The organism is Nostoc sp. NMS4, from assembly GCF_017115095.1.
Taxonomy (GTDB): domain Bacteria; phylum Cyanobacteriota; class Cyanobacteriia; order Cyanobacteriales; family Nostocaceae; genus Nostoc.
In genome coordinates this window covers 1-20,036 of sequence record NZ_JABXKI010000078.1, presented here as the reverse complement: position 1 = coordinate 20,036, position 20,036 = coordinate 1, and the positions used below count along the sequence as shown (strand labels likewise).

At 41.2% G+C, this 20,036-nt stretch carries 17 protein-coding genes; 8 read left to right on the top strand and 9 right to left on the bottom strand.

The window, feature by feature from the left end; all coding sequences use genetic code 11:
* The first annotated feature begins 96 nt into the window (after positions 1-96).
* Positions 97-450: a hypothetical protein gene (locus tag HWQ37_RS04695; RefSeq protein WP_292744434.1), complete on the top strand. Its 354-nt coding sequence runs from the start codon at positions 97-99 to the stop codon at positions 448-450.
* Between the two features lie 93 nt (positions 451-543).
* On the opposite strand, the gene HWQ37_RS04690 is transcribed toward HWQ37_RS04695, so the two are convergent.
* Together HWQ37_RS04690 and HWQ37_RS04685 are read right to left on the bottom strand one after the other, a co-directional pair.
* Positions 544-1,593, bottom strand: a complete 1,050-nt coding sequence (locus HWQ37_RS04690) for a cyanophycinase (protein WP_292744431.1) — start codon at positions 1,591-1,593, stop codon at positions 544-546.
* 822 nt (positions 1,594-2,415) lie between these two features.
* A complete protein-coding gene (locus HWQ37_RS04685) occupies positions 2,416-2,595 on the bottom strand; it encodes a ribbon-helix-helix domain-containing protein (protein ID WP_292744429.1) in 180 nt (59 codons plus the stop codon).
* A gap of 435 nt (positions 2,596-3,030) precedes the next feature.
* Here HWQ37_RS04685 and HWQ37_RS04680 point away from each other — a divergent pair, with 435 nt between their 5' ends.
* Positions 3,031-6,573, top strand: coding sequence for a WD40 domain-containing protein (locus tag HWQ37_RS04680; RefSeq protein WP_292744426.1), 3,543 nt, complete (start codon positions 3,031-3,033; stop codon positions 6,571-6,573).
* Between the two features lie 61 nt (positions 6,574-6,634).
* Here HWQ37_RS04680 and HWQ37_RS04675 read toward each other — a convergent pair whose 3' ends face one another.
* The 3 genes from HWQ37_RS04675 to HWQ37_RS04665 are packed head-to-tail and all read right to left on the bottom strand — an operon-like array spanning position 6,635 to position 10,582.
* Entirely contained in the window at positions 6,635-7,621 is a 987-nt protein-coding gene (locus HWQ37_RS04675; RefSeq protein WP_292744423.1) for an SGNH/GDSL hydrolase family protein, read from the bottom strand.
* A gap of 41 nt (positions 7,622-7,662) precedes the next feature.
* Entirely contained in the window at positions 7,663-8,802 is a 1,140-nt protein-coding gene (locus HWQ37_RS04670; RefSeq protein WP_292744420.1) for a 3-oxoacyl-ACP synthase III family protein, read from the bottom strand.
* A 13-nt stretch (positions 8,803-8,815) separates the two neighbouring features.
* Entirely contained in the window at positions 8,816-10,582 is a 1,767-nt protein-coding gene (locus HWQ37_RS04665; protein ID WP_292744417.1) for a ScyA-related TPP-binding enzyme, read from the bottom strand.
* A gap of 87 nt (positions 10,583-10,669) precedes the next feature.
* Here HWQ37_RS04665 and HWQ37_RS04660 point away from each other — a divergent pair, with 87 nt between their 5' ends.
* The 6 genes from HWQ37_RS04660 to HWQ37_RS04635 all read left to right on the top strand — a co-directional run bounded on the left by HWQ37_RS04660 (position 10,670) and on the right by HWQ37_RS04635 (position 17,972).
* Positions 10,670-11,452: a haloacid dehalogenase type II gene (locus tag HWQ37_RS04660; protein WP_292744414.1), complete on the top strand. Its 783-nt coding sequence runs from the start codon at positions 10,670-10,672 to the stop codon at positions 11,450-11,452.
* Positions 11,453-11,684: 232 nt separating this feature from the next.
* Complete coding sequence (locus tag HWQ37_RS04655) at positions 11,685-12,677, top strand: ABC transporter ATP-binding protein (RefSeq protein ID WP_292744411.1); 993 nt, start codon at positions 11,685-11,687, stop codon at positions 12,675-12,677.
* On the top strand, positions 12,674-13,492 hold the full coding sequence (locus tag HWQ37_RS04650; protein WP_292744408.1) for an ABC transporter permease: 819 nt from the start codon (positions 12,674-12,676) through the stop codon (positions 13,490-13,492). Before HWQ37_RS04655 ends, HWQ37_RS04650 begins: the two co-directional genes overlap by 4 nt.
* 252 nt (positions 13,493-13,744) lie before the next feature.
* Positions 13,745-14,545, top strand: a complete 801-nt coding sequence (locus tag HWQ37_RS04645) for an ABC transporter permease (protein WP_292744405.1) — start codon at positions 13,745-13,747, stop codon at positions 14,543-14,545.
* A 123-nt stretch (positions 14,546-14,668) separates the two neighbouring features.
* Entirely contained in the window at positions 14,669-17,227 is a 2,559-nt protein-coding gene (locus HWQ37_RS04640; RefSeq protein WP_292744402.1) for a penicillin acylase family protein, read from the top strand.
* A 328-nt stretch (positions 17,228-17,555) separates the two neighbouring features.
* Complete coding sequence (locus tag HWQ37_RS04635; protein ID WP_363318088.1) at positions 17,556-17,972, top strand: hypothetical protein; 417 nt, start codon at positions 17,556-17,558, stop codon at positions 17,970-17,972.
* A 42-nt stretch (positions 17,973-18,014) separates the two neighbouring features.
* On the opposite strand, the gene HWQ37_RS04630 is transcribed toward HWQ37_RS04635, so the two are convergent.
* From HWQ37_RS04630 to HWQ37_RS04615, 4 genes are all read right to left on the bottom strand, one after another.
* Positions 18,015-18,698, bottom strand: coding sequence for a class I SAM-dependent methyltransferase (locus HWQ37_RS04630; protein ID WP_292744396.1), 684 nt, complete (start codon positions 18,696-18,698; stop codon positions 18,015-18,017).
* Positions 18,695-19,027, bottom strand: a complete 333-nt coding sequence (locus HWQ37_RS04625) for a low molecular weight protein tyrosine phosphatase family protein (RefSeq protein ID WP_292744393.1) — start codon at positions 19,025-19,027, stop codon at positions 18,695-18,697. The genes HWQ37_RS04630 and HWQ37_RS04625 overlap by 4 nt, the downstream gene beginning before the upstream one ends.
* A complete protein-coding gene (locus HWQ37_RS04620) occupies positions 19,027-19,215 on the bottom strand; it encodes a hypothetical protein (RefSeq protein WP_292744391.1) in 189 nt (62 codons plus the stop codon). The genes HWQ37_RS04625 and HWQ37_RS04620 overlap by 1 nt, the downstream gene beginning before the upstream one ends.
* 175 nt (positions 19,216-19,390) lie before the next feature.
* A complete protein-coding gene (locus HWQ37_RS04615) occupies positions 19,391-19,849 on the bottom strand; it encodes an aspartyl protease family protein (RefSeq protein ID WP_292744388.1) in 459 nt (152 codons plus the stop codon).
* Positions 19,850-20,036: the final 187 nt, after the last annotated feature.

Sequence of the window (20,036 nt, the reverse complement as noted above, 5' to 3'; positions counted from 1 at the left end):
CGTATTCATAACGTGTCTACAGGCGTTGAACCCTCGTAAATTGGCAAAGGTATTGATTATAGAAATTAATTCTTGATAATAATTACTTATATCAAAATGAACCTAAGTATAGTTGATGATAAATTGCAAATAGAATTTACATTTAAAGAGCAACTGCTAGCTGCTCGTTTGAATAAGCTTTGGCAAATATCACTAGCTCACATTGAACAAGTTACAACAGCCGAACCCCAAAGTAATTGGCGAGAATTGCGTGCCCCTGGTAGTTTTGTTCCTGGAGTGATTAAAGCTGGAACTTATTACACTAATCGGGGTAAAGAGTTTTGGTATGTGAATAGAGAGACAAATTATTTAACTATTGAATTGCGAGATGAATCCTACAAGCGGATTATTTTAACTATTGATAATCATGAGTCTTGGCAACAAAGACTTGCTCAGATAATTGCTGTTTAAGTTGTTACCAATACGACTTGTGTGTATACAATAGTCTCTTAACAAGGGGAGTAGGGAATGAAGCAGTCCTGTCACTCATCCCCCAATCCCCATTTAATAGGGATTTGAATCAATCCGTCCCCTTTTGACACTCCTGAGATAGTACCCAGAGGTTGGTCTGTTTCGTAAGTTGAAGGTGTCGCCACTGCGAACTTTCCAAATTTTGTAATTGGAAAAGGTCAAAGGCGTTCGAGGTTCGCAGACTTCCGGCAGATGATTGCCAAGTACAAAGTATGCCGCACCCCTACCCATAACTTTCACCAAACCGTTTTTATCCACAAGAACCGATGTACTTTCACTCACTGCTATACCTAACACACTGCTAGATACACCATCCTTAATTTGACGGGCAATGAAAGTCATAATTCGACCCATTCTTTCCCGTCTGTCGAAGTGCGTATCTACAATAGTTCCCTTCAAATTACTCCAATTGAAAAAGTTGTAAGTAAAAGTAATGTCTCTGTAGGGGTCTTCGAGTGCGTCTCTAGTTTCAATGCCTTTTTCGGAAGAAGCGCAAGCATCATAGACACAATCACTTTGGATCATTGCACCCGCACTTGTGCCACCAACGCCACCTCCCTTAAGGTAAACTGACTTAACGGCAGTCTCAAGCTTGGTATCTTTCCAGTTGCGGATATATTGACATTGGTCGCCGCCAGCAAAGAAAACTACATCAGCATTTCTGACTTTCTCAAAAATATCGGCTTTGTTTGCCTCTTGTCTATTTCTAACCACAAGAGTTTCCACAGAGTTTACGCCTTTCATGGCATAAATTAGCCGATTGTAATCATGATTACCATTAGTGCGGAGAACTACAACATTAACTTTAGTGGCGGAGTTACTACCTCCCCTAACTTGGTTAATCATCCACTGGATAGCATCATCGACATCGGGGCCTCCCCCACCTAAACTCAACACTGGGCCCGCTAAGGAGGGACGGACATCAAAGGAGGGAGAGGTGGAGGGGCGAACATCAACAGTGTCACCCAGGAAGAAGCGTTTCCAGCTTGCAATAAAACGGGTTATTAGGAAGGTTCCCATCTTCAACAACTTGATTCCTGTACTTTTCAAGCGCCTTGCTATGCTTGGGAATGCCTTTGTCATACTAAACTTCTAGAGCAAACTGCAATTATTGCTAGGCTGTGACGCATTTTAATTGCTTATTTATTCGTGAAATTCGTCCTTTGTCATTAGTTATTTATCAATTGTTGTGAATAACCAATTGACTTAGGACAGTCTTAACGAAAAATATGCAATTTAGACGCGCACTAGCTTAACTGTGGCACTAGATCGGGTAGAATTTCCAGCGTACAGGTCTTGTACTGTTTGTTAACGCAAAATAACCCAGGGTAATTATTACAGCAGAATTCAGGAGTAAAACACGCTTTATACCTGGGTAAAAAACTTACCTTGTGTACCTCACCAACTTGAAATCCGCTGTAAATATTTGATTTTGGAAATACACGCAGGGAAGGCAGTGCGTTACGGAGGTTGTTTCCGTTGTAGCAACTGGCGTTGTACTAGCGCATAAAGTAGTGGTGTGTCAACCCTAAAATGTTGCAAGAAAAAAGTAGATTTGCGAACCATTTTACCTTGGTTTATTTTCAAGATATAAGCATGAGAATTTGGTTGAATTGAAGGTGTCAAATTAAGAGGTGAGAATTTTTTGTGATGATTGAGAGGGACGTAAAAATTTAGTTTACAGCGTGCTGCGCTCATTTTCGGTGGGCGTAGCGCGCCGAAAAGAAGATGACGCGATCGCTATTATTGAGTTGTGCGCTCGATGAGTGAGAGAATAGTTGTTTAATTCAGTAACTATCCTTATTCATGTTAGGTAAAGTTGAAAAGCTTTATCCAAATCTGCAACACCTGCTACTTCAGCTATAACCTTTCTGGATTGGGATTTTTCAGACTTGTTGTCAAAGGTCAAGGTAAGGCTTGAATGAGTTCTCGAATCACGTCTATTGCTAGTAGACCTGTCTGTTCGCAATACTTTTCCAGGTTTTGGGCTTCATCTGATGTTAAGTTTACAGTGATTCGCTTAAGCGCTCTTTTTTTACTGGAAGTTGTCAAATGCGGAAATTTAAGTGCAGCAGTTTTATTCATTGATTGATAGGCTAGATATATACAAACTTTCTTTATCAAGATTGCCAATTCTGAGCTGTCTTTACCAGTGAAAATCGAGATTTTGAGATTGAACTTAAGCTTTACGCCCAAAAAACTACTGAGAATACGAGGTATTAAATAACTAATATCACACGTAATAAATCTGCCATTACACAAGTGCAAGAAGCTTTCGGTTGAAGAGATGATGTCAGCAATGCTCTACAGTCCAGATTGGCTGTTGAGCAAGCAGTCTTAAATTACCGAGATGAGCGATTGCCAAAGGTAGTTTTTATCGTGAATATTTTGCTAATATACCTCTTTTAAATCCTCTGCAACATGAGATTATTCGTTTGTGATGGCTATTACCTCATATCTATAGCAACCTAGCAGATAATTCCTTTTAGTCAAAAGTGATTACGAACAGTGAGTTAATACATGACTTTACAGAATTGGAGACGTAAGCGTGGCGTTGCACTTACTACCAAGGGTTTACAAAAAATTAAGGAAGCAAAGCATCAGTCAGAAGCAAAGGAAAATTTTGGCAACAGGTATACTCTTGAAGAAATGAGTGTACGTTCTGGGTTATATTCCGCTACCATCTCGAAAGTATTGAATCGGGAAGGAGGAGTTGACAAACAGACTATTGAGAAGCTTTTTTCAGTTTTTAACTTAAAAATAGATAAAAGTGACTATTCAAGCTCAAATACTCGTCTAGATTGGGGAGAGGCTATCTTTAACTCAGTTTTTTATGGGCGTGTAGAAGAACTTATTACACTAGAGCGATGGATTCTCAACGATCACTGTCAACTGGTCGCACTATTAGGAATAGGAGGTATTGGTAAAACAGCACTATCTGTAAAATTTGCTCAAAAAATTCAGGACAACTTTGAGTATGTGATCTGGCGATCGCTACGAGAAGCACCGCCTGTTAAAATTATTCTAAGTAACTTAATCCAATTTCTATCTGACGAGCAAGAAACAGAAGTTAACTTACCAGAAAGCTTTAGCGATCGCGTATCACGACTACTTTATTATTTACAAAATTATCGCTGTTTAGTAATCCTTGATAATGTAGAATCAATTCTCCGCAGTGGTAGCCGCGCCGGACTTTATCGAGAAGGATATGAGGAATATGGTGAGCTTTTAAGACGGGTAGGAGAAGCAAATCACCAAAGTTGTTTAGTGCTGACTAGTCGTGAAAAACCCAGAGAAATTGCCTTCTTGGAAGGACAAGCACTACCTGTCCGCTCATTTCCACTGAATGGATTGAAGGTGGCGGAAGGGCAAGAAATTTTAAAACTTAAGGGACTATCAGCAGCCGAGGATGAATGGAAAGTAATGATTGAACGTTACGCAGGAAATCCATTAGCCTTAAAGATAGTTGCCACGACCATTAAAGATGTTTTTGATGGTAATGTGACTGGATTTTTGCAACAAGACACAGCTGTTGTTGGAGACATTCGAGATATCCTAGAGCAGCAGTTTGAGCGTTTGTCAGATTTAGAAAAAGACATAATGTACTGGCTAGCGATTAATCGTGAGTCGGTTACACTATCAGAATTGCGAGACGATATTATATCACCAGTACCACCAGCAAAATTACTTGAGGCTCTGGAATCTTTAGGAAGGCGATCGCTAATCGAGAAGGCTACGTCTACGCTCATTGAAAAAACTGGATTACTTTTTACCCTCCAGCCTGTGGTCATGGAGTATGTGACTAGTAGCTTGATAGAACTCGTCTGTGAGGAGATTGTCACTCAGAATATTGATTTATTCACGAGCAAAGCTTTGATAAAAGCGACAGCAAAAGAATATGTTAGGGATACTCAAATTCGCCTCATCATCAAACCAGTTATAGATGGGCTGCTTACTGCTTTTAGAAGTAAAAAAAACCTAGAAAATCACTTAGCTCAAATTTTAGCAACCCTACGAGAGATATCCCCTCTAGAACAAAGTTATACGGCAGGAAATGTCTTTAACCTGCTTTGTCATCTAGAAACTGATCTCAGTGGTTGTGATTTTTCTTATCTAACTATTTGGCAAGCCGACCTGCAAAACGTCAAGTTACATAATACAAATTTTGCTCACGCCCATCTAGCTAAGTCTGTTTTTGTTGAAACCTTTGGTGGGATTTTTTCGGTAGTCTTCAGCCCTAATGGTAAACTTTTAGCTACTGGTGATACCAATGGAGAAATTCGCTTATACGAAGTTGCAAATAGTCAGCAACTTCTGACTTGTAAGGGTCATACTGGTTGGGTTTGGTCAATCTCCTTTAGTCCCGACGGTCAGATACTTGCCAGTGGTAGTAATGACCAAACAATAAAGCTGTGGGATACCAATACTGGTGAGTGCTTTAAAACTTTAGAGGGTCATAGTGGTGGGGTTCGTTCAGTCACTTTTAGTCCCAACGGTCAGGTTCTTGCTAGTGGCAGTGATGACCAAACAATAAAGCTGTGGAATGTAAATACAGGCAAATGCCTCAAAATCCTACAGGAACAGAGTTGTAGTATATGGTCTGTTGCCTTTCATCCAAAAGGTGATACATTAGCAAGTGGAAATGATGACTATACAGTAAGTCTGTGGGATATTAACAGCAGTTCATGTATTTACACCTTGGAGGGACACACTCAGAGGGTATACTCTGTTACTTTCAGCCCTAACGGTAATACACTAGCTAGTGGGAGTCATGATCAAACAGTGAAACTTTGGGACATCAGTACTGCTCAATGTTTTCAAACTTTGCAGGGGCATACTGACTTGGTACATTCGGTTGCCTTCAGTGTAGATGGTAGCGCTCTTGTTAGTTGCGGTGATGACCAAACAGTTAAGGTATGGGATTTTGCTACTGGTCAATGCCTTAAAACTCTACAAGGACATAGAAGTAGGGTATGGTCTTTAGCAATATGTATAAATCCAAACGTTTGTGCCAGTAGCAGTGATGACCAAACGGTAAAGTTATGGAATATCAGCACTGGTCGATGCATTAAGACTTTTCAAGGTTACAACAATGGGATATGGTCAGTTGCTGTCAGTCCAAACGAAAACATCCTTGCCAGTGGCAGTAACGACCAAACAGTGACATTATGGGATGTTAAGACTGGCAGGTGTCTCAAAACCTTGGAGGGACATGGTAACAGAGTCACATCAGTTTTCTTTAGTCCTGATTCTCACTTACTTGCTAGTGGTAGCGAAGACCGAACAGTAAGGTTATGGGATCTCATTACTGGTAAATGTCTTAAAATCTTGAGAGGACATAGTAATCGAGTTACATCAGTTACTTTTAGTGCCGATAGCCATTTTCTTGCCACTGGTAGCGATGACCAAACAATAAGGGTATGGGATATCAGCACTGGTCAATGCCTCAATACTCTACAGGGACATAGTGGTAGAACATGGTCAGTTACCTTCAGTCTTGACAATCATACATTAGCAAGTGGTAGTCATGACCAAACAGTAAAACTTTGGGATGTCACTTTAAATCAATGCTTGAAGACTTTAAAGGGTCATACAGAGTGGGTTTGGGCAGTTGGCTTCACTTCCAATGGTCGTATATTAGCTAGTGGTAGCGGAGACCAAACTATAAAACTCTGGGATGTCAGCACTGGTAAGTGTCTTGAAACTTTGCAAGGACATACTAATAGTGTGTACTCAGTTGCTTTCAGTCCGAATAGTTGCATACTAGCTAGTGGTAGTGGCGATCGAACAGTGAAGCTTTGGGATGTTGACACAGGTAAGTGCTTAAGAACTTTATTCGGACATACTAGGTGGGTTTGGTCAGTTAGCTTTAGTCCCGATGGTCAGACTGTGGTCAGTTGCAGCGAAGATGAGACAATTAAGATTTGGGATGTAGAAACAGGTGAATGCTTGAAAACTTTGAGAAGCGAAAGCCCTTATGAGGGAATGAATATCACTAGCATAACTGGCTTAACTGAGTCTCAGAAGGATACTTTAAAAGCTTTAGGAGCAGTTGAGTATTAAATAAAGCTTAATACTTAGAGCGATCATACAGAGTCCAGTTGGATTGGAATCGAGCGCTAATTCAGTTGGGTGTTTTGCGTTTCAGTAGCGAAACTGCACCTAAAACGCTGTATGCTAACATCCCCAATCCAGCAGAGGGTTCAGGTACTGATACTGGCTCAAGTGTTGAGAACGCTAATTCTCCAATTAGCTTATGAGTAGTAGTTGTAGGATGAATTTCGTCCCAAAACAAAAATTCTTCCGGGTTACATAAAACTTGTTGTTGTGTGGGAACATCTATGGGCACTACTGATAAATCTTTACTAATGCAAGAGTTGGTCACATTTGTAAAACCGAATTCCTCTGGATTAGCAATAATCCGATCAAATAGAGAATTAACATCCAATTCTATAATGTTGATATCGGGACTTAATTCTTGACTCAGAGATTTGAGTGTCGTGTTTAAGATAGAGTTATGTGTGCTGCTGAATGTGTTGAATAAGTTGGAACGTTGACTATCGAAATTTGCAAAAGGCAATTTTCCCAAATCTGGCAAGTTGACCACCATGATATCTCTAGCACCATCAGCAGCAAGCGATGTTAACGCTGCTGATAAATTTTCCACTGTATTGCTAGGGTTGGGATCACCATTAAAAAAGTAACTTAGGTAGTCATTAGCACCAGCCCAAATAATATAGAGAGCATTAGGATCAGCAGTTTTATTTGCTGATACAAAACTATTTACCTGTTGCTGTAATCCTGGTAAGCTAGATAAACCAATATTCTCTGTTCCTGTAGTCGCACCACCAAAAGCAAAGTTATTTTTCAGATTTAATGTTAATCCTAAATCAGAGGCGAGATAATCAACCCAAATTGGGCCATTAGAAAAACGCCCATCATAATAGGTTGGACTTGGAGGAACGATTCCGTTAGTGGCATTAAATACATTACCAGTATCAGAAAGGCTATCTCCAAAGACATAAATATTGTCATAATCCTTTGCTAATACTTTGAGTGGAAATATCAAAGATAACAGCAAAAACCCCGTTATGATTATTTGTTTTTGCACAGTTAATTCCTTAATCTAGTTTCAACCTTGTAAAAATGTCTTTAAAAAGAAATCTCGCTCCTTTCTTGAGAGCTAGCTTTTTTTGTTGATTCAGAGCTTTCTAGAGGGTCAGAACCTAGCGCTACATTGCCCCAGCGCATTACACTTGCAGAGGCGACACCTGCTGCACCAGAACCATAAATGAGAACCAAGTCATTTTCGTGAATCTTGCCCAACAGTGCAGCGTAGTACATATTTGCTACAGTCAGTACTGGCCCTATGTTTGCATAAACAGGGTACAGATTGATTGTGCGCTCTGGGTCAATACCCAGTAGGCGGGTGCAGAAGCTTGTAACCCAAGCAGTAGGTGTATTGAAAAGAAAAAAGTCGATTTGCTGCAACGTGACACCAGCAGATGCGATCGCACCCTCGCAACATACACAAAGAAACTCCGCAGCCGTTTCGCGTAGGGCTTTTACACCCTTACCAGTCTGCATACGGACTCGCGAATTTCCTTGTTCATCCTTTACGACTTTAGCAGACACTACCTCACACAGCGCACCTGTATGAACTGTCTTGGTGCCAAGGATACCCTGATTTTCTTCGAGTGAACTGACGACGAAAGCTCCCGCACCATCACCAAGGAACCAAGACACAGTATCTTTCTCGTCAAAAACGCGAGAGTAGGAACACGAAATAACTACGAGTACATTACGATACTCTCCTGCTCGCACCAAAGCACAGGCAGTCTGAAGTACAACTGGCGTACTCCCACACGTTCCATCAAGATTCCATGCAGCACCCACAAGACCAAGTTTACGGGCAAGGAAGGCGGCATTGCCCAATCCAATTTGTTCAGGCAAAATTGAGGCGACAATCATCAAATCAACCTCATTGGGAGAAAGTTTGGCTGCATTCAGGGCATCTGTTGCCGCACGATATTCCAAAGTTAACGAAGACTCGTCAGAACCAAGCACCCAACGTTCAACAGTGCCACGAAAGGGATCTGAGACATAAGGCAGCATCTCCATGTCAAACTTGTTATTTGGAAGGATTCCAGCCAACGGAAACATCCTTGCCAGTCCTTTTCGTTCAGCCTGAGCTACTACCTCAGGGTACTTTTCTATGTAATAGTTATTGGTACGTCTAATAGTTGGAAAAGTAAGTGCAAGTGAGCGAATACCTACTGGGGAATGGACCATATAAAATTGTCTCTTATCTTAATATGTTGTTAGCGCCCTGTGAAATCAGGCTTTTATTACGACTTTGAGTGGGTGCGATTTGTGTTGGATCTATGACCACATCAACTACAAAAGGACTATTAGTGGCGATCGCTTTTTCTAATGCCGCCTGGATGTCGTACTCTCTTTCAACACGGATACCATCAGCTCCCATGCCCTGAGCAATCTTGACGAAATCCGCTTGGGGAATCATTGCATCTATATCCTTAAAACCCACATACATCATCCCTTGTTCGCACATATTATAGCGCCCATCGTTGAGTACAATCCAGACTGCGGGAATTTGGTATGCTACCGCAGTGTTTACCTCATTAAGCATGAGCATGGCACCATCTCCAACAATGCCGACGGCTTTACCTTGGCGCGCGATCGCAGCACCAACGATACCAGTTGAAGTATGACCCATAGCCGAGAAGCCTGTGCTGGCACGAAAACGTCCCGGTTTTGCAAATTGCAGTAAGTTAATTGCCCAAGCAAATGAGTTTCCACCCTCAGCGATGACCAATGCATCGCTTCCTTCAACGATTACCTGTTGAATCACATTCATCAATATATTCGGTAGAACTAGATCACAAGTGCGTGAATGAACTACATTATTATGTACCGGTCTCGGTAGTGACAGAGTAGTTGACAAACTAAGATTCTCTGGAAAGTCTTTCAGCACCGCCTTCACAAAAAGTCTTACATCGGAGTGGATAGCTAATGTTTCAACAGATGGATATGCGGTTCCTGGAACTTTGGGGTCGATATCAACATGCAAAAAGCTCTGCTTGGGGATCATCGCAGGATTCCAGAATGAGGTAAATTCACCAAGACGTGTTCCCAGAACCAGTATATGCCTTGGACGTTGCTGATCCATGTACCTTAAAACCGACTCATGTCCACCAAAGCCGGTGATGCCGACAAATTGAGGATGATCTTCAGGAAAAATACCTTTGCCTCGTGGTGAACACATCACCGCAGATCCGGTTCTCTCAGCAAGTTCGCGAATCTCTTCTGCCGCATCTCTTGCCCCGAAACCGATCCAGATGGCAAAGGGCCCCTCAGATAGTAACTGGACACATTCGGCGATTATTTCTTTACTTGCTGTTGCCATAGCATGACACAGAGTAACTCGTGGCAATGAAGTTTCTAGTGAACTTGTCTGGATATTTGTAGGAATACTTATATGAGCTACGAATCCTCCTGGTTGTCCTAGTCCAAGGGCAAGCCTTTGAGAAACCTCTGGGAGTTCATCGCAGGATTCTAGAGTAGTCGCGTAATGGAATATTTGCCCGGAAGTAAAAATACCTGTGCTAGGCATTGTGTAGGTGCTAGTTTCTTGGCAAGCCCACCGTCCACGCTGTGGTGCTGAGGTCGAAGCTGATACAAGAATCACCTTAGCACCCTCCCAACGGGCAGCTAACAACCCTGTCAAAGCGTTGGTGATCCCCGGCCCGGTAGTAGTGAATACCACAACCGGGCGATCGCTAGCAAAATGCGCTTCAATGGCCGCAAAAGCTGCTCCGGCTTCGTGGCGAAAGTGTAGCACCTGGATGGGACTTTGATGTAACGCAACCCATACTGGAGCGATCGCACCTCCCGATACACCAAAGGCATACTGCACTCCCATATCTTCCAGGATTTTTACCACTGCCTCCGCTACCGAAAAAGTTTGGGATGGCTTGCCATGAGATGGCTGTTTACTTGAATTTAATTGTTTAGTGGTATTCGCTTGTGTATCCTGAAATTTAACATTCATACAAACTATACTTAGGAATAATTTCCTCTGTGGAATAACATCATCCCATATTTAGCAGCCAATAACCTGACTTTAAGAACAGTGGATGTGGCGGGCTGCGCCAACGCAGATGGGTTCACCCGTATTTATGATTTACGAAAACTGAATACTATTAATCAAGCTCTGGAGTATAAAAAGGTGATTGATTTAAATCAGTACAAAACTTTAAGTTTCGATTGTTACGGAACCCTGATTGATTGGGAAAATGGTATCTTAAGCGTGCTAAAGCCACTTTTGTTGACACACAAGACTAATTTGGATGACGAGCAAATTCTGGAACTTTTTGCTGAATTTGAAGCAGAACTGGAACAAGGAGAATATATCAAATATGGAGAGGTTTTGAAAAGAGTAGTCCAGAAACTTGGTGAACGATTTGGTTTTGAGCCAACTGCTGAGGAACTAAATTCACTTGCTGATTCGATTCAGTATTGGCTGCCTTTTCCTGATACAGTTGAGGCACTTAGAGTTTTAAAACAAAAGTTTAAGTTGGTAATTATCTCAAATGTAGATGACGATCTTTTTGCTTTCTCGGCAAAGCACTTGGAGGTAGAATTTGACCAGATAATCACAGCAGAACAAGCGAAAAGCTACAAACCTTCCTTCAACAACTTCAGACTGGCTATTGAAAGAATTGATTTGCCGTTAGAGCAGATATTACACGTTGCTGCTAGTATATATCATGATATCGTGACAGCCAAATCTCTGGGATTATCAACAGTCTGGGTAAATCGTCGAGCAGAGCAAGGGGCTAGTGCGAACTTGCCAGCAGTCAGTCAACCTGATTTAGAAGTGCCTGATTTGAAGATTCTCGCTACTTTAAGTTCAAAATAATTTACTCAGCGATCGCCTACTTGTGCTAGTTGTTGAGATAATTCTTCTGATACTTCTAGGGTGATTCTTGGCATGGGGATTGCATTGGCAATTTACTTATTATTAAATGATATATCTCGAAATTTTTCATTCCCTAGCGATCGCGCCGACATAGATCGTCCCAGCTACCTAGCCAAGCTCATTTTTTGCCTCCTGCCTCCTACCTTTCTTCGCGATCACAGACTCACAAAATATGTCTCACATTCTTGTCGAAAATCTCAGGAAGACTTTCTTTGTGTCTGAACGTTCCTCTGGGCTTTTCGGTTCAATACGAGGGCTTGTGCAGCGAAAAACTAAAGAAGTTTATGCCCTCAAAGGAGTTTCGTTTTCCCTGGAGAGAGGAGAACTTGTAGGATACATTGGCCCAAATGGAGCCGGTAAATCGACCACGATTAAAATTTTAAGCGGTATTCTCGTACCTTCCAGTGGAAAATGCCTAATTGGTGGACGAACCCCTTGGAAAGATCGAATCAAGCACGTTAATCGTATTGGTGTAGTGTTTGGTCAAAGAACCCAACTCTGGTGGGATTTGCCAGTGATTGAGTCTTTCGATTTGCTGCGGGATATTTATCGCGTTCCTCAATCGGAGTATCGCCAGACACGCGAAGAAATGATTGATTTACTTGGTCTTGGAAGCTTTCTTTCCACTCCGGTGAGACAGTTAAGCCTTGGTCAAAGGATGCGATGTGACTTTGCAGCCGCAATGCTTCACAGACCGGAAATTCTTTTTCTTGATGAACCCACCATCGGGCTTGATGCAGTTTCCAAGCTTGCAGTCAGAAAATTTATCAAAGCGTTGAATAAAACTCATCATGTAACCACCATCCTGACTACCCATGATATGGATGATATCGAAGCATTGTGCGATCGCATAATTATTATTGGTGGAGGTGAAATCCTTTGTGATGGAACTCTAGCAGCACTACGTTCTCAAGTTTCTTCGCGGCGGTACTTAAGAATCGACCTAGCAAACGATAATTTCTTCTTTGAAAAAGAAGGAGTCAGTATTATCTCTAAAGAAGGTCGCACCGTAACTCTATCCTTCGATCCCACAAAGCTTTCTGCTGCCTCTTTGATTAGCCAAGTTACCTCGCAACATGAAGTAGAGGATCTTTTTGTGGAAAATCCACCCATTGAAGAGATAGTTGCTGAACTTTATGCAATTTCAGCCGGAATTGTCCCATGAAAGCATATTGGTCACTGTTTGTTGCTAGATTTACACTGCTGTTGCAATACCGTACTGCGGCTTTGGCTGGCATTGGAACTCAGCTTTTTTGGGGGTTAGTGAAAGTAATGGTTTTGCAGGCATTCTTTACTCATGCAACCTCTGCTCAACCTATAACTTTTCAACAAGCTGTAGGATATGTGTGGCTGGGACAAGCGTTTCTGATGGCGATTGTCCCTTGGGGAGGTGATAAAGATATTCAAGAACTTATACGAACTGGTGCTGTAGGATACGATCTTCTTCGACCCACAGACCTTTATAATTTTTGGTTTACTCGCGCCTTGGCACTTCGTACAACGCCCCTAATACTTCGTAGCATTCCGCTTCTTGGTGTCACAATTTTTATTTTTCCCCTTTTTGGGCTTGATGAATGGTCGCTTTCTTTTCCACCCTCCTTTGCTTCTTTTGTTGCCTTTTTTATCTCTTTTATTGGCGCAATTTTACTTTCGTCTGCATTGACTATGCTTCTTACTGTATCAATAATGTGGACAATTTCAGGCGAGGGAATTAATAGTATTCTACCTACTCTTGTTACTATCTTCTCTGGCATGATTGTTCCTTTGCCACTTTTTCCTGAGTGGAGCAAGCCTTTTTTGAATGCACTTCCTTTCTCAGGACTAATCGACAAACCTTTTCGTCTTTTTACTGGAAATCTTCAACCAAATGCCCTGTTTAATGTTTTACTCCATCAAACTTTCTGGATAGTTTTCATTATTATTATTGGGCGTATCCTTGTAAAATATGGCATCAAAAAGCTTGTAATTCAAGGAGGATAAATCAAGAGTGTTGTTAGCGGTAGTGTGGGGTTTAGCCCGTGCTGATTAGCGTAAGTAATTATTAATATTTTTCAAGAGTGAAGCTAGTGGTCTGCCAAGTTTAAATTGATGGGTAAGCAAGTTTGTAGTAAGGACTTTAGTCCTTAACTTTCTAAGCACTAAAGTGCTTACTACAAACCGTAAAAGCTAGCTTTACAAGATACTTGTATTAGGTAATTATAATCGATTTCGTATAAAAATTACAAGGCGACTATGAATGATTTTGTACTTTACTTTCGATATATTTCTGTGTCTTTTAAGTCGCAAATGCAGTACAAAGTTTCCTTCTGGCTGCAAGTTGTAGGGCAGCTTCTAGGAACTGCTGTTGAATTTTTTGGAGTCTGGGCGCTTTTTAGTCGTTTTAATAGTATTGGTACGTGGACTTTAAATGAAGTTGCTCTCTTTTATGGAATAGTTAATATTTCTTTTGCCTGTGCTGATGCCCTTGGAAGAGGTTTTGACTTATTTACAATAATAATTAAAAGTGGAGACTTTGACCGTTTACTTCTTCGTCCACGCACTACAGCACTTCAACTTTTAGGTAAAGAATTTACTTTGAAACGAATCGGCAGATTTTTTCAAGGAATTGTTGTTATGGGGTGGTCACTTTCATCTCTCCATATCCCTTTAACTTTTAAAACTTTATGGCTTTTGAGTACTTCATTTATTGGTGGGATTGCACTCTTTGTTGGCATTGTCATTATGCAAGCAACCATCACCTTCTGGACTATTGAATCTCTTGAAATTATGAATATCATCACTTATGGAGGAGTTGAAACGGCTCAGTACCCTCTTGCAATTTATAGCAAGTGGTTTCAGCGATTCTTTACTTTTTTCATACCCCTTGCTTGCGTCAGTTATTTTCCTTTACTTGCAGTACTTGAAAAAGAAGATGCTTTTTTAGTCCCCTTGTGGTTTTGTTATGTCTCACCAATCGCAGGGATTATCTTTCTAATAGTTGCGCTCCAGCTTTGGAAAATAGGAGAGCGATACTATTGTTCTACTGGGAGCTAAACAAAATTTTAGCTGTGTACTTAGGTGTATTTTAAATGAGCAAGATCGCACTTTTCTAAAGATTCTGATTTAATACCTTGTAGTATTGCCTGATTTCACTAAACAATGCCACGGGAAGCTCAAATGAAAAACTCCAGGAAAAGTTGGTTACGTAAAAGACTCAAAATCACTCTGATTTTCCTGTTAGTGCTAGGGCTATTGTTAGTGGGATTTGCTACGTACACAGTGCGCCAATCTTTTCCGCAAGAGAGTGGCACAATTCAAATACCTGAACTGAAAGCTGAAGTAACCATCCAGCGCGATAAATGGGGAATTCCCCATATTTATGCTGCCAACTCTCACGATTTATTTATGGCGCAAGGTTATATCCACGCCCAAGACCGATTTTGGCAAATGGACTTTTGGCGACACATTGGTTCTGGGAGACTCTCAGAAATGTTTGGTTCTTCTCAAGTTGACACTGATAAATATCTACGAACAATGGGTTGGGCAAGGATAGCACAGCAAGAAATTCAGGAAATTAATGCAGAGATGAAGGCATATTTGGAAGCTTACGCCGATGGTGTCAATGCCTATTTAGCAGAGCATCAAGGTAGCGCCCTGAGTTTAGAATATGCTGTGCTAAAATTCCTCAATCCTGGGTATAAGCCAGAACCTTGGCAAATACTGCATTCTCTGACTTGGGGGAAAGTAATGGCTTACGACTTGGGCAGAAATTTTGAGAGCGAAATTGAACGTGCTATTTTACTCAAAACACTTAACCCAAATCAAGTAGAAGAACTTTTTCCACCATACCCTCAAGACTTGCCGGTTATTTTACCTGAGTTCCAGCAAGGAGAGGAAGCAGGGGAAGGAAGGGACAATATTGAAGTACTTCTCAATTCTCCAGATGTATTACCTGCTTTAGAGTCAATTACTAAGCCAATGATAGCTTTAGAACAACTCATTGGGCCTACAGGAATAGGTATTGGCTCGAATAACTGGGTGATATCTGGTCAGCGAACCACGACAGGTAAACCTATCTTGGCAAATGACCCCCATTTAGGTGTGCAAATACCCTCTATCTGGTACGAGGTTGCTTTGCACTGCACACCGAAGAATGCAGAATGTCCCTACAACGTTTCTGGCTTTTCCTTTGCGGGAATGATTGGGGTAATTATCGGTCATAGCGATCGCATTGCCTGGGGTGTCACCAATGTACAATCTGATGTGATGGATTTATACATCGAGAAAATCAACTCGAAAAACCCCAATCAGTATGAAGTCAATGGCAAATGGGTTGATATGCAACTCGTGCAAGAGACGATTCAAGTAGCCGGAAGCCAGCCGATTATGCAAACGGTGCGCTATACCCGACACGGGCCGATTCTCTCTGATGTTTCGCCCAATCTAAAGCAATTCAAGCCCAGTCAGCCGCTAGAATTACCGCAAAATTACGCCGTAGCCCTGCGCTGGACAGCCCTAGAACCTTCCAAACTAGCGTATACTGTTCCCCAATTCAATCGCGCCCAAAACTGGCAGGAATTCCGCACTGCTGCCAGCAATTATGATGTCCCGGCTCAAAATTTAGTCTACGCTGACATTGATGGCAATATTGGCTACCAAATGCCTGGTAAAATCCCCATCCGAACTAAGGGAGATGGGCGTTATCCCGTTCCTGGTTGGACGGATGAATATGAGTGGCAAGGCTATATTGACTTCGAGAAATTGCCCAAAAGTTTCAATCCACCTCAAGGTTATATTGCTACTGCCAATAATTTAGTTATGCGTGAATATCCTTACCTGATTACCGCAGACTGGGTTTATGGCTACCGAGCCAAGCGGATTGTTGAAATGATTTCCCAACAAACTCAGCCGATTTCTTTAAAAGATGTGCAGCGAATACAGGGTGACGATCGCAATTTAAATGCACAAACATTAGTGCCACTACTAAAATCTATCACTGTTGATACACCCCGCTTGCAAGCAGCCCAAAAACTGCTGCGAGATTGGAATTTGCAGTTGGGAATCACATCACCAGCGGCTGCTCTGTTTGAAGTATTCTGGAAACACTTGCTAGCAGATACGTTTCACGATCAGTTACCTGAAAAGTACTTTCCCAATGGAGGCGATCGCTGGTATGCTGTGGTAGCAAATCTGGTCAAACAGCCCAATAGTTCTTGGTGGGACAACCGCAACACCCCAAAAGTTGAGAACCGCGACCAAATCCTCCGGCAATCCTTTACAAAAGCCGTGGATGAACTAGAACGAATTCAAAGTAAAGACCCGAAAAACTGGAATTGGGGCAAGCTGCATACCATTACTTTTCGGAATGCCACCTTGGGTAAATCTGGGGTTGCACCAATTGAAGCTTTATTTAATCGTGGTGCATTTGCTACATCTGGTAACGGTGAAACAGTAAATGCTAACCGATGGAGAGCAAATAAATCCTTTGAAGTGACTGATATTCCTTCACTGCGGATGATTGTAGATTTGGGAAATTTGGATAACTCAGTAGCAATTCACACCCCTGGACAATCAGGCCATGCTTTTCATCGCCACTACAACGATATGCTTGACCCCTGGCGCAAGATTGAATACTACCAAATGTTATGGGAATCAAAGAATGTTACAGCAAATACTACTGCAACATTGAGGTTAATTCCCAAATTGCCAGAGAAAGGGTTTGGTAGTGCAATATAGCAATCCTATTTGAGTTGTGAAAATTATCAAACCGCCTTCTCTACAAAACACTACCTGAACGTGCAGCGTTTCGTAGAGAAGAACGCCTCTAAGCCACAATCTTCTGGTAGTCCCATTGCAGCAAAACGAGCCTACCTGATGAGAAAAAAGGACATTTATTTCAGTGAAATTACATACACATTTGCGAAAAAATGAAGTATAAAGTAGCAGGGATATAAAAGTCAGAAGCAGAAATAGAGTTTGCTGAGAATAAATTTCCTTTGGTCAACTTTCGCAAAACATAGTCGGAGATAAAAAACGTATGCAAAGCGTATTTAAAGAAAGTTTTATGCTTGCAGCAACAACTGCGATCGCATTATTATTTGCAGGTTGCGGAGAAAGTAAAATTGTTCAATGTAACAAAGTCATCAAGGTTGCTAATCAGGCATCTACTCTAGGTCAGGAATTCGCTAAAAATCCCAATCCGGCAAAAGGCTCTAAAGCTTTAACTGAACTTGCTGGTAAGATAGACCCACTTGCCAAAGAAATGAAAGCAGTGGAAATTAAGGATGAAAAATTGCAAGGTTTTCAAGGACGCTTTCTCTCACTCTATCAGAACATCAGTAAGGAATTGAATAATGCAGCAACAGCCATAGATAAAAAGAATATACCAGCAGCAAAGGGCTTTTTGGTATCTCTGCGAAAAAGTAGTAGTGAAGAAAGTTCAATAGTCAGCGAAATTAATAGCTACTGTTCTGGCAAATAATCAATTCTCCTCTACCTGGAATGTCGATCGCCAAAATAGCGGTTAAATAGTTGGTCGATAACCACCAAAAACAGCAAAGCTAAAATTTTTATACCAACAATCCACATTTTGAAATCCAGCCGCTTCTAACCAGCTAAGTTGAATATCAAGGGTTGCCATGCGATCGTATTCCATGCGTTTTTGTGCAGCTTTTAGATCCTGTTCTGAGATATTCTTCGCACGGACAGAATCTAGCCAGTGTTGACGGTAAAGTTTTTCTAAATCAGGCGTTTTGCCGAGAACTTGATCGGCGTTGATAAATATCCCTCCAGGATTGAGAACATCATAAATCCGTTGATAAAGAAGTTCTTTGTCAACATCTGACAGATGATGAATCGATAAGGCAGAAATTATCAGGTTATATGAACTACCTAAATCAGTCTCAATATAGTCACCAATTAAGATTTTGGGAGATTTACCCATTTTGCTAAATCTCAACTTAGCTTTTTCTAACATCTCAGGGGCTAAGTCTAGCAAGGTGAACTCTGCATTCGGGAAGATAGACTGAACCATACCTGAGTAAAGTCCAGTACCAGCACCCAAATCTAGAACCTTCATCGGTGCAGTATCGTCACCTGGGATAATTTCAACGGCTGTTTTGTAAAAGTCATCAAAACAGGGAATTAGAATACGACGTAAGTTATCGTAATCTCCTGCGGCAATATTAAAAGCTTCTTGAATATTCATTTTTTAATCTTTAATAAAGGTAAAACTTTCTGTTTTAACAATTCAATTAAAGCTGGTTCCATATATTCATATTCATCTGGTATATCTAAACAGATAATTTTTTTATCTTTCAGAAAAGGCTGAAAGTTTTTCGAGAGTTTATTTTTATGGGATTTTTCCATTACAAAGATAATATCAGCCCATTGAATAGCCTCCGTTGATAATGGTACTTCCGCATAGCGATCTAAACCTGCCGATTCTGTTTCAAGTCCTTCATATTCAGAAAATACAGCTTCGGCGGTGGGACTTCGCAATTTATTCTGGCTACAGATAAATAAGAGCTTTTTCATTAATCAGAAGCTTCTTGCCGATCTAACTCCAAAAAAAGTTCTTCTGCATTCCAAACCAAATCTTCATTTGACAAATATGGAAAGTCCAAATGTCTGACTCTTTTTAAAATCTCCAGAGCTATTTCCAGTCTCTCTGACTCTGGCAGACGATCAAAGGTGCTTAATAATTCTTCAACTGGAGCAGTCATGACTCTCTTCATTAGACACTCCAATAGCATAGCATGACCCTATATAAACGTTCTGTGAGATGAGATTGCTCTATAGACAAGTTTTTAAATTATGCAACGATCGCAGTAAAAGAGCGATCGCACCACAGACAATAAAATTATCCAATCTTTTTAATATTGAATGTAGAGCGATCGCTTACAATACACTCAGATAAGTTTGCTCAGAATTCATCGGTAAAATCCGCAACTTCCGATTTTTAAGGTCTGGTTCTAACCCTAAAACTTCCATTGGTGTTACACCCAAAAGGGCATAAGGTACTTCTGTGAGTTCCAGACAATCAAAGGTTCCTTGACGCTCTGCAATACTAAGTTCAACATCTCGGAAAATTCGCCCCTGCTTAACTCCAGCAGCAGTTTCTACCTGGGCTTCTCCACCTTGGACTAAACCTAGTTGACTAATAATGTTAGCAGGTAAACACAGCAAAGTTGCGCCCGTATCAACTAAAACATCATCCATAGTATAAGAACGAACTTCCTCCGAAGAAATAAAACCTCGTTGTGCCAAAACTCGATCAATTCGATTCGTGACTGTGAGGGTAACTATTACTTGCCCCATTTGCTTACCCTGAAGATTTGGTAGTATCAACTTACCCATTTCAGCAAACTCCTGAAAACATAGTATTTTTGAGCAACGCATAAATATGCAAAAACGCTAAGAAAATTTTCGCCCCGCCCTCTCAAATAAACTACTCAACTAATTCTCCTGTCTGCTGTAAGACTTGATTGATAGCAGCGAAGTTAATCAAAGGCGTAGCGTTGCAAATAACTGTCACAACTACCAA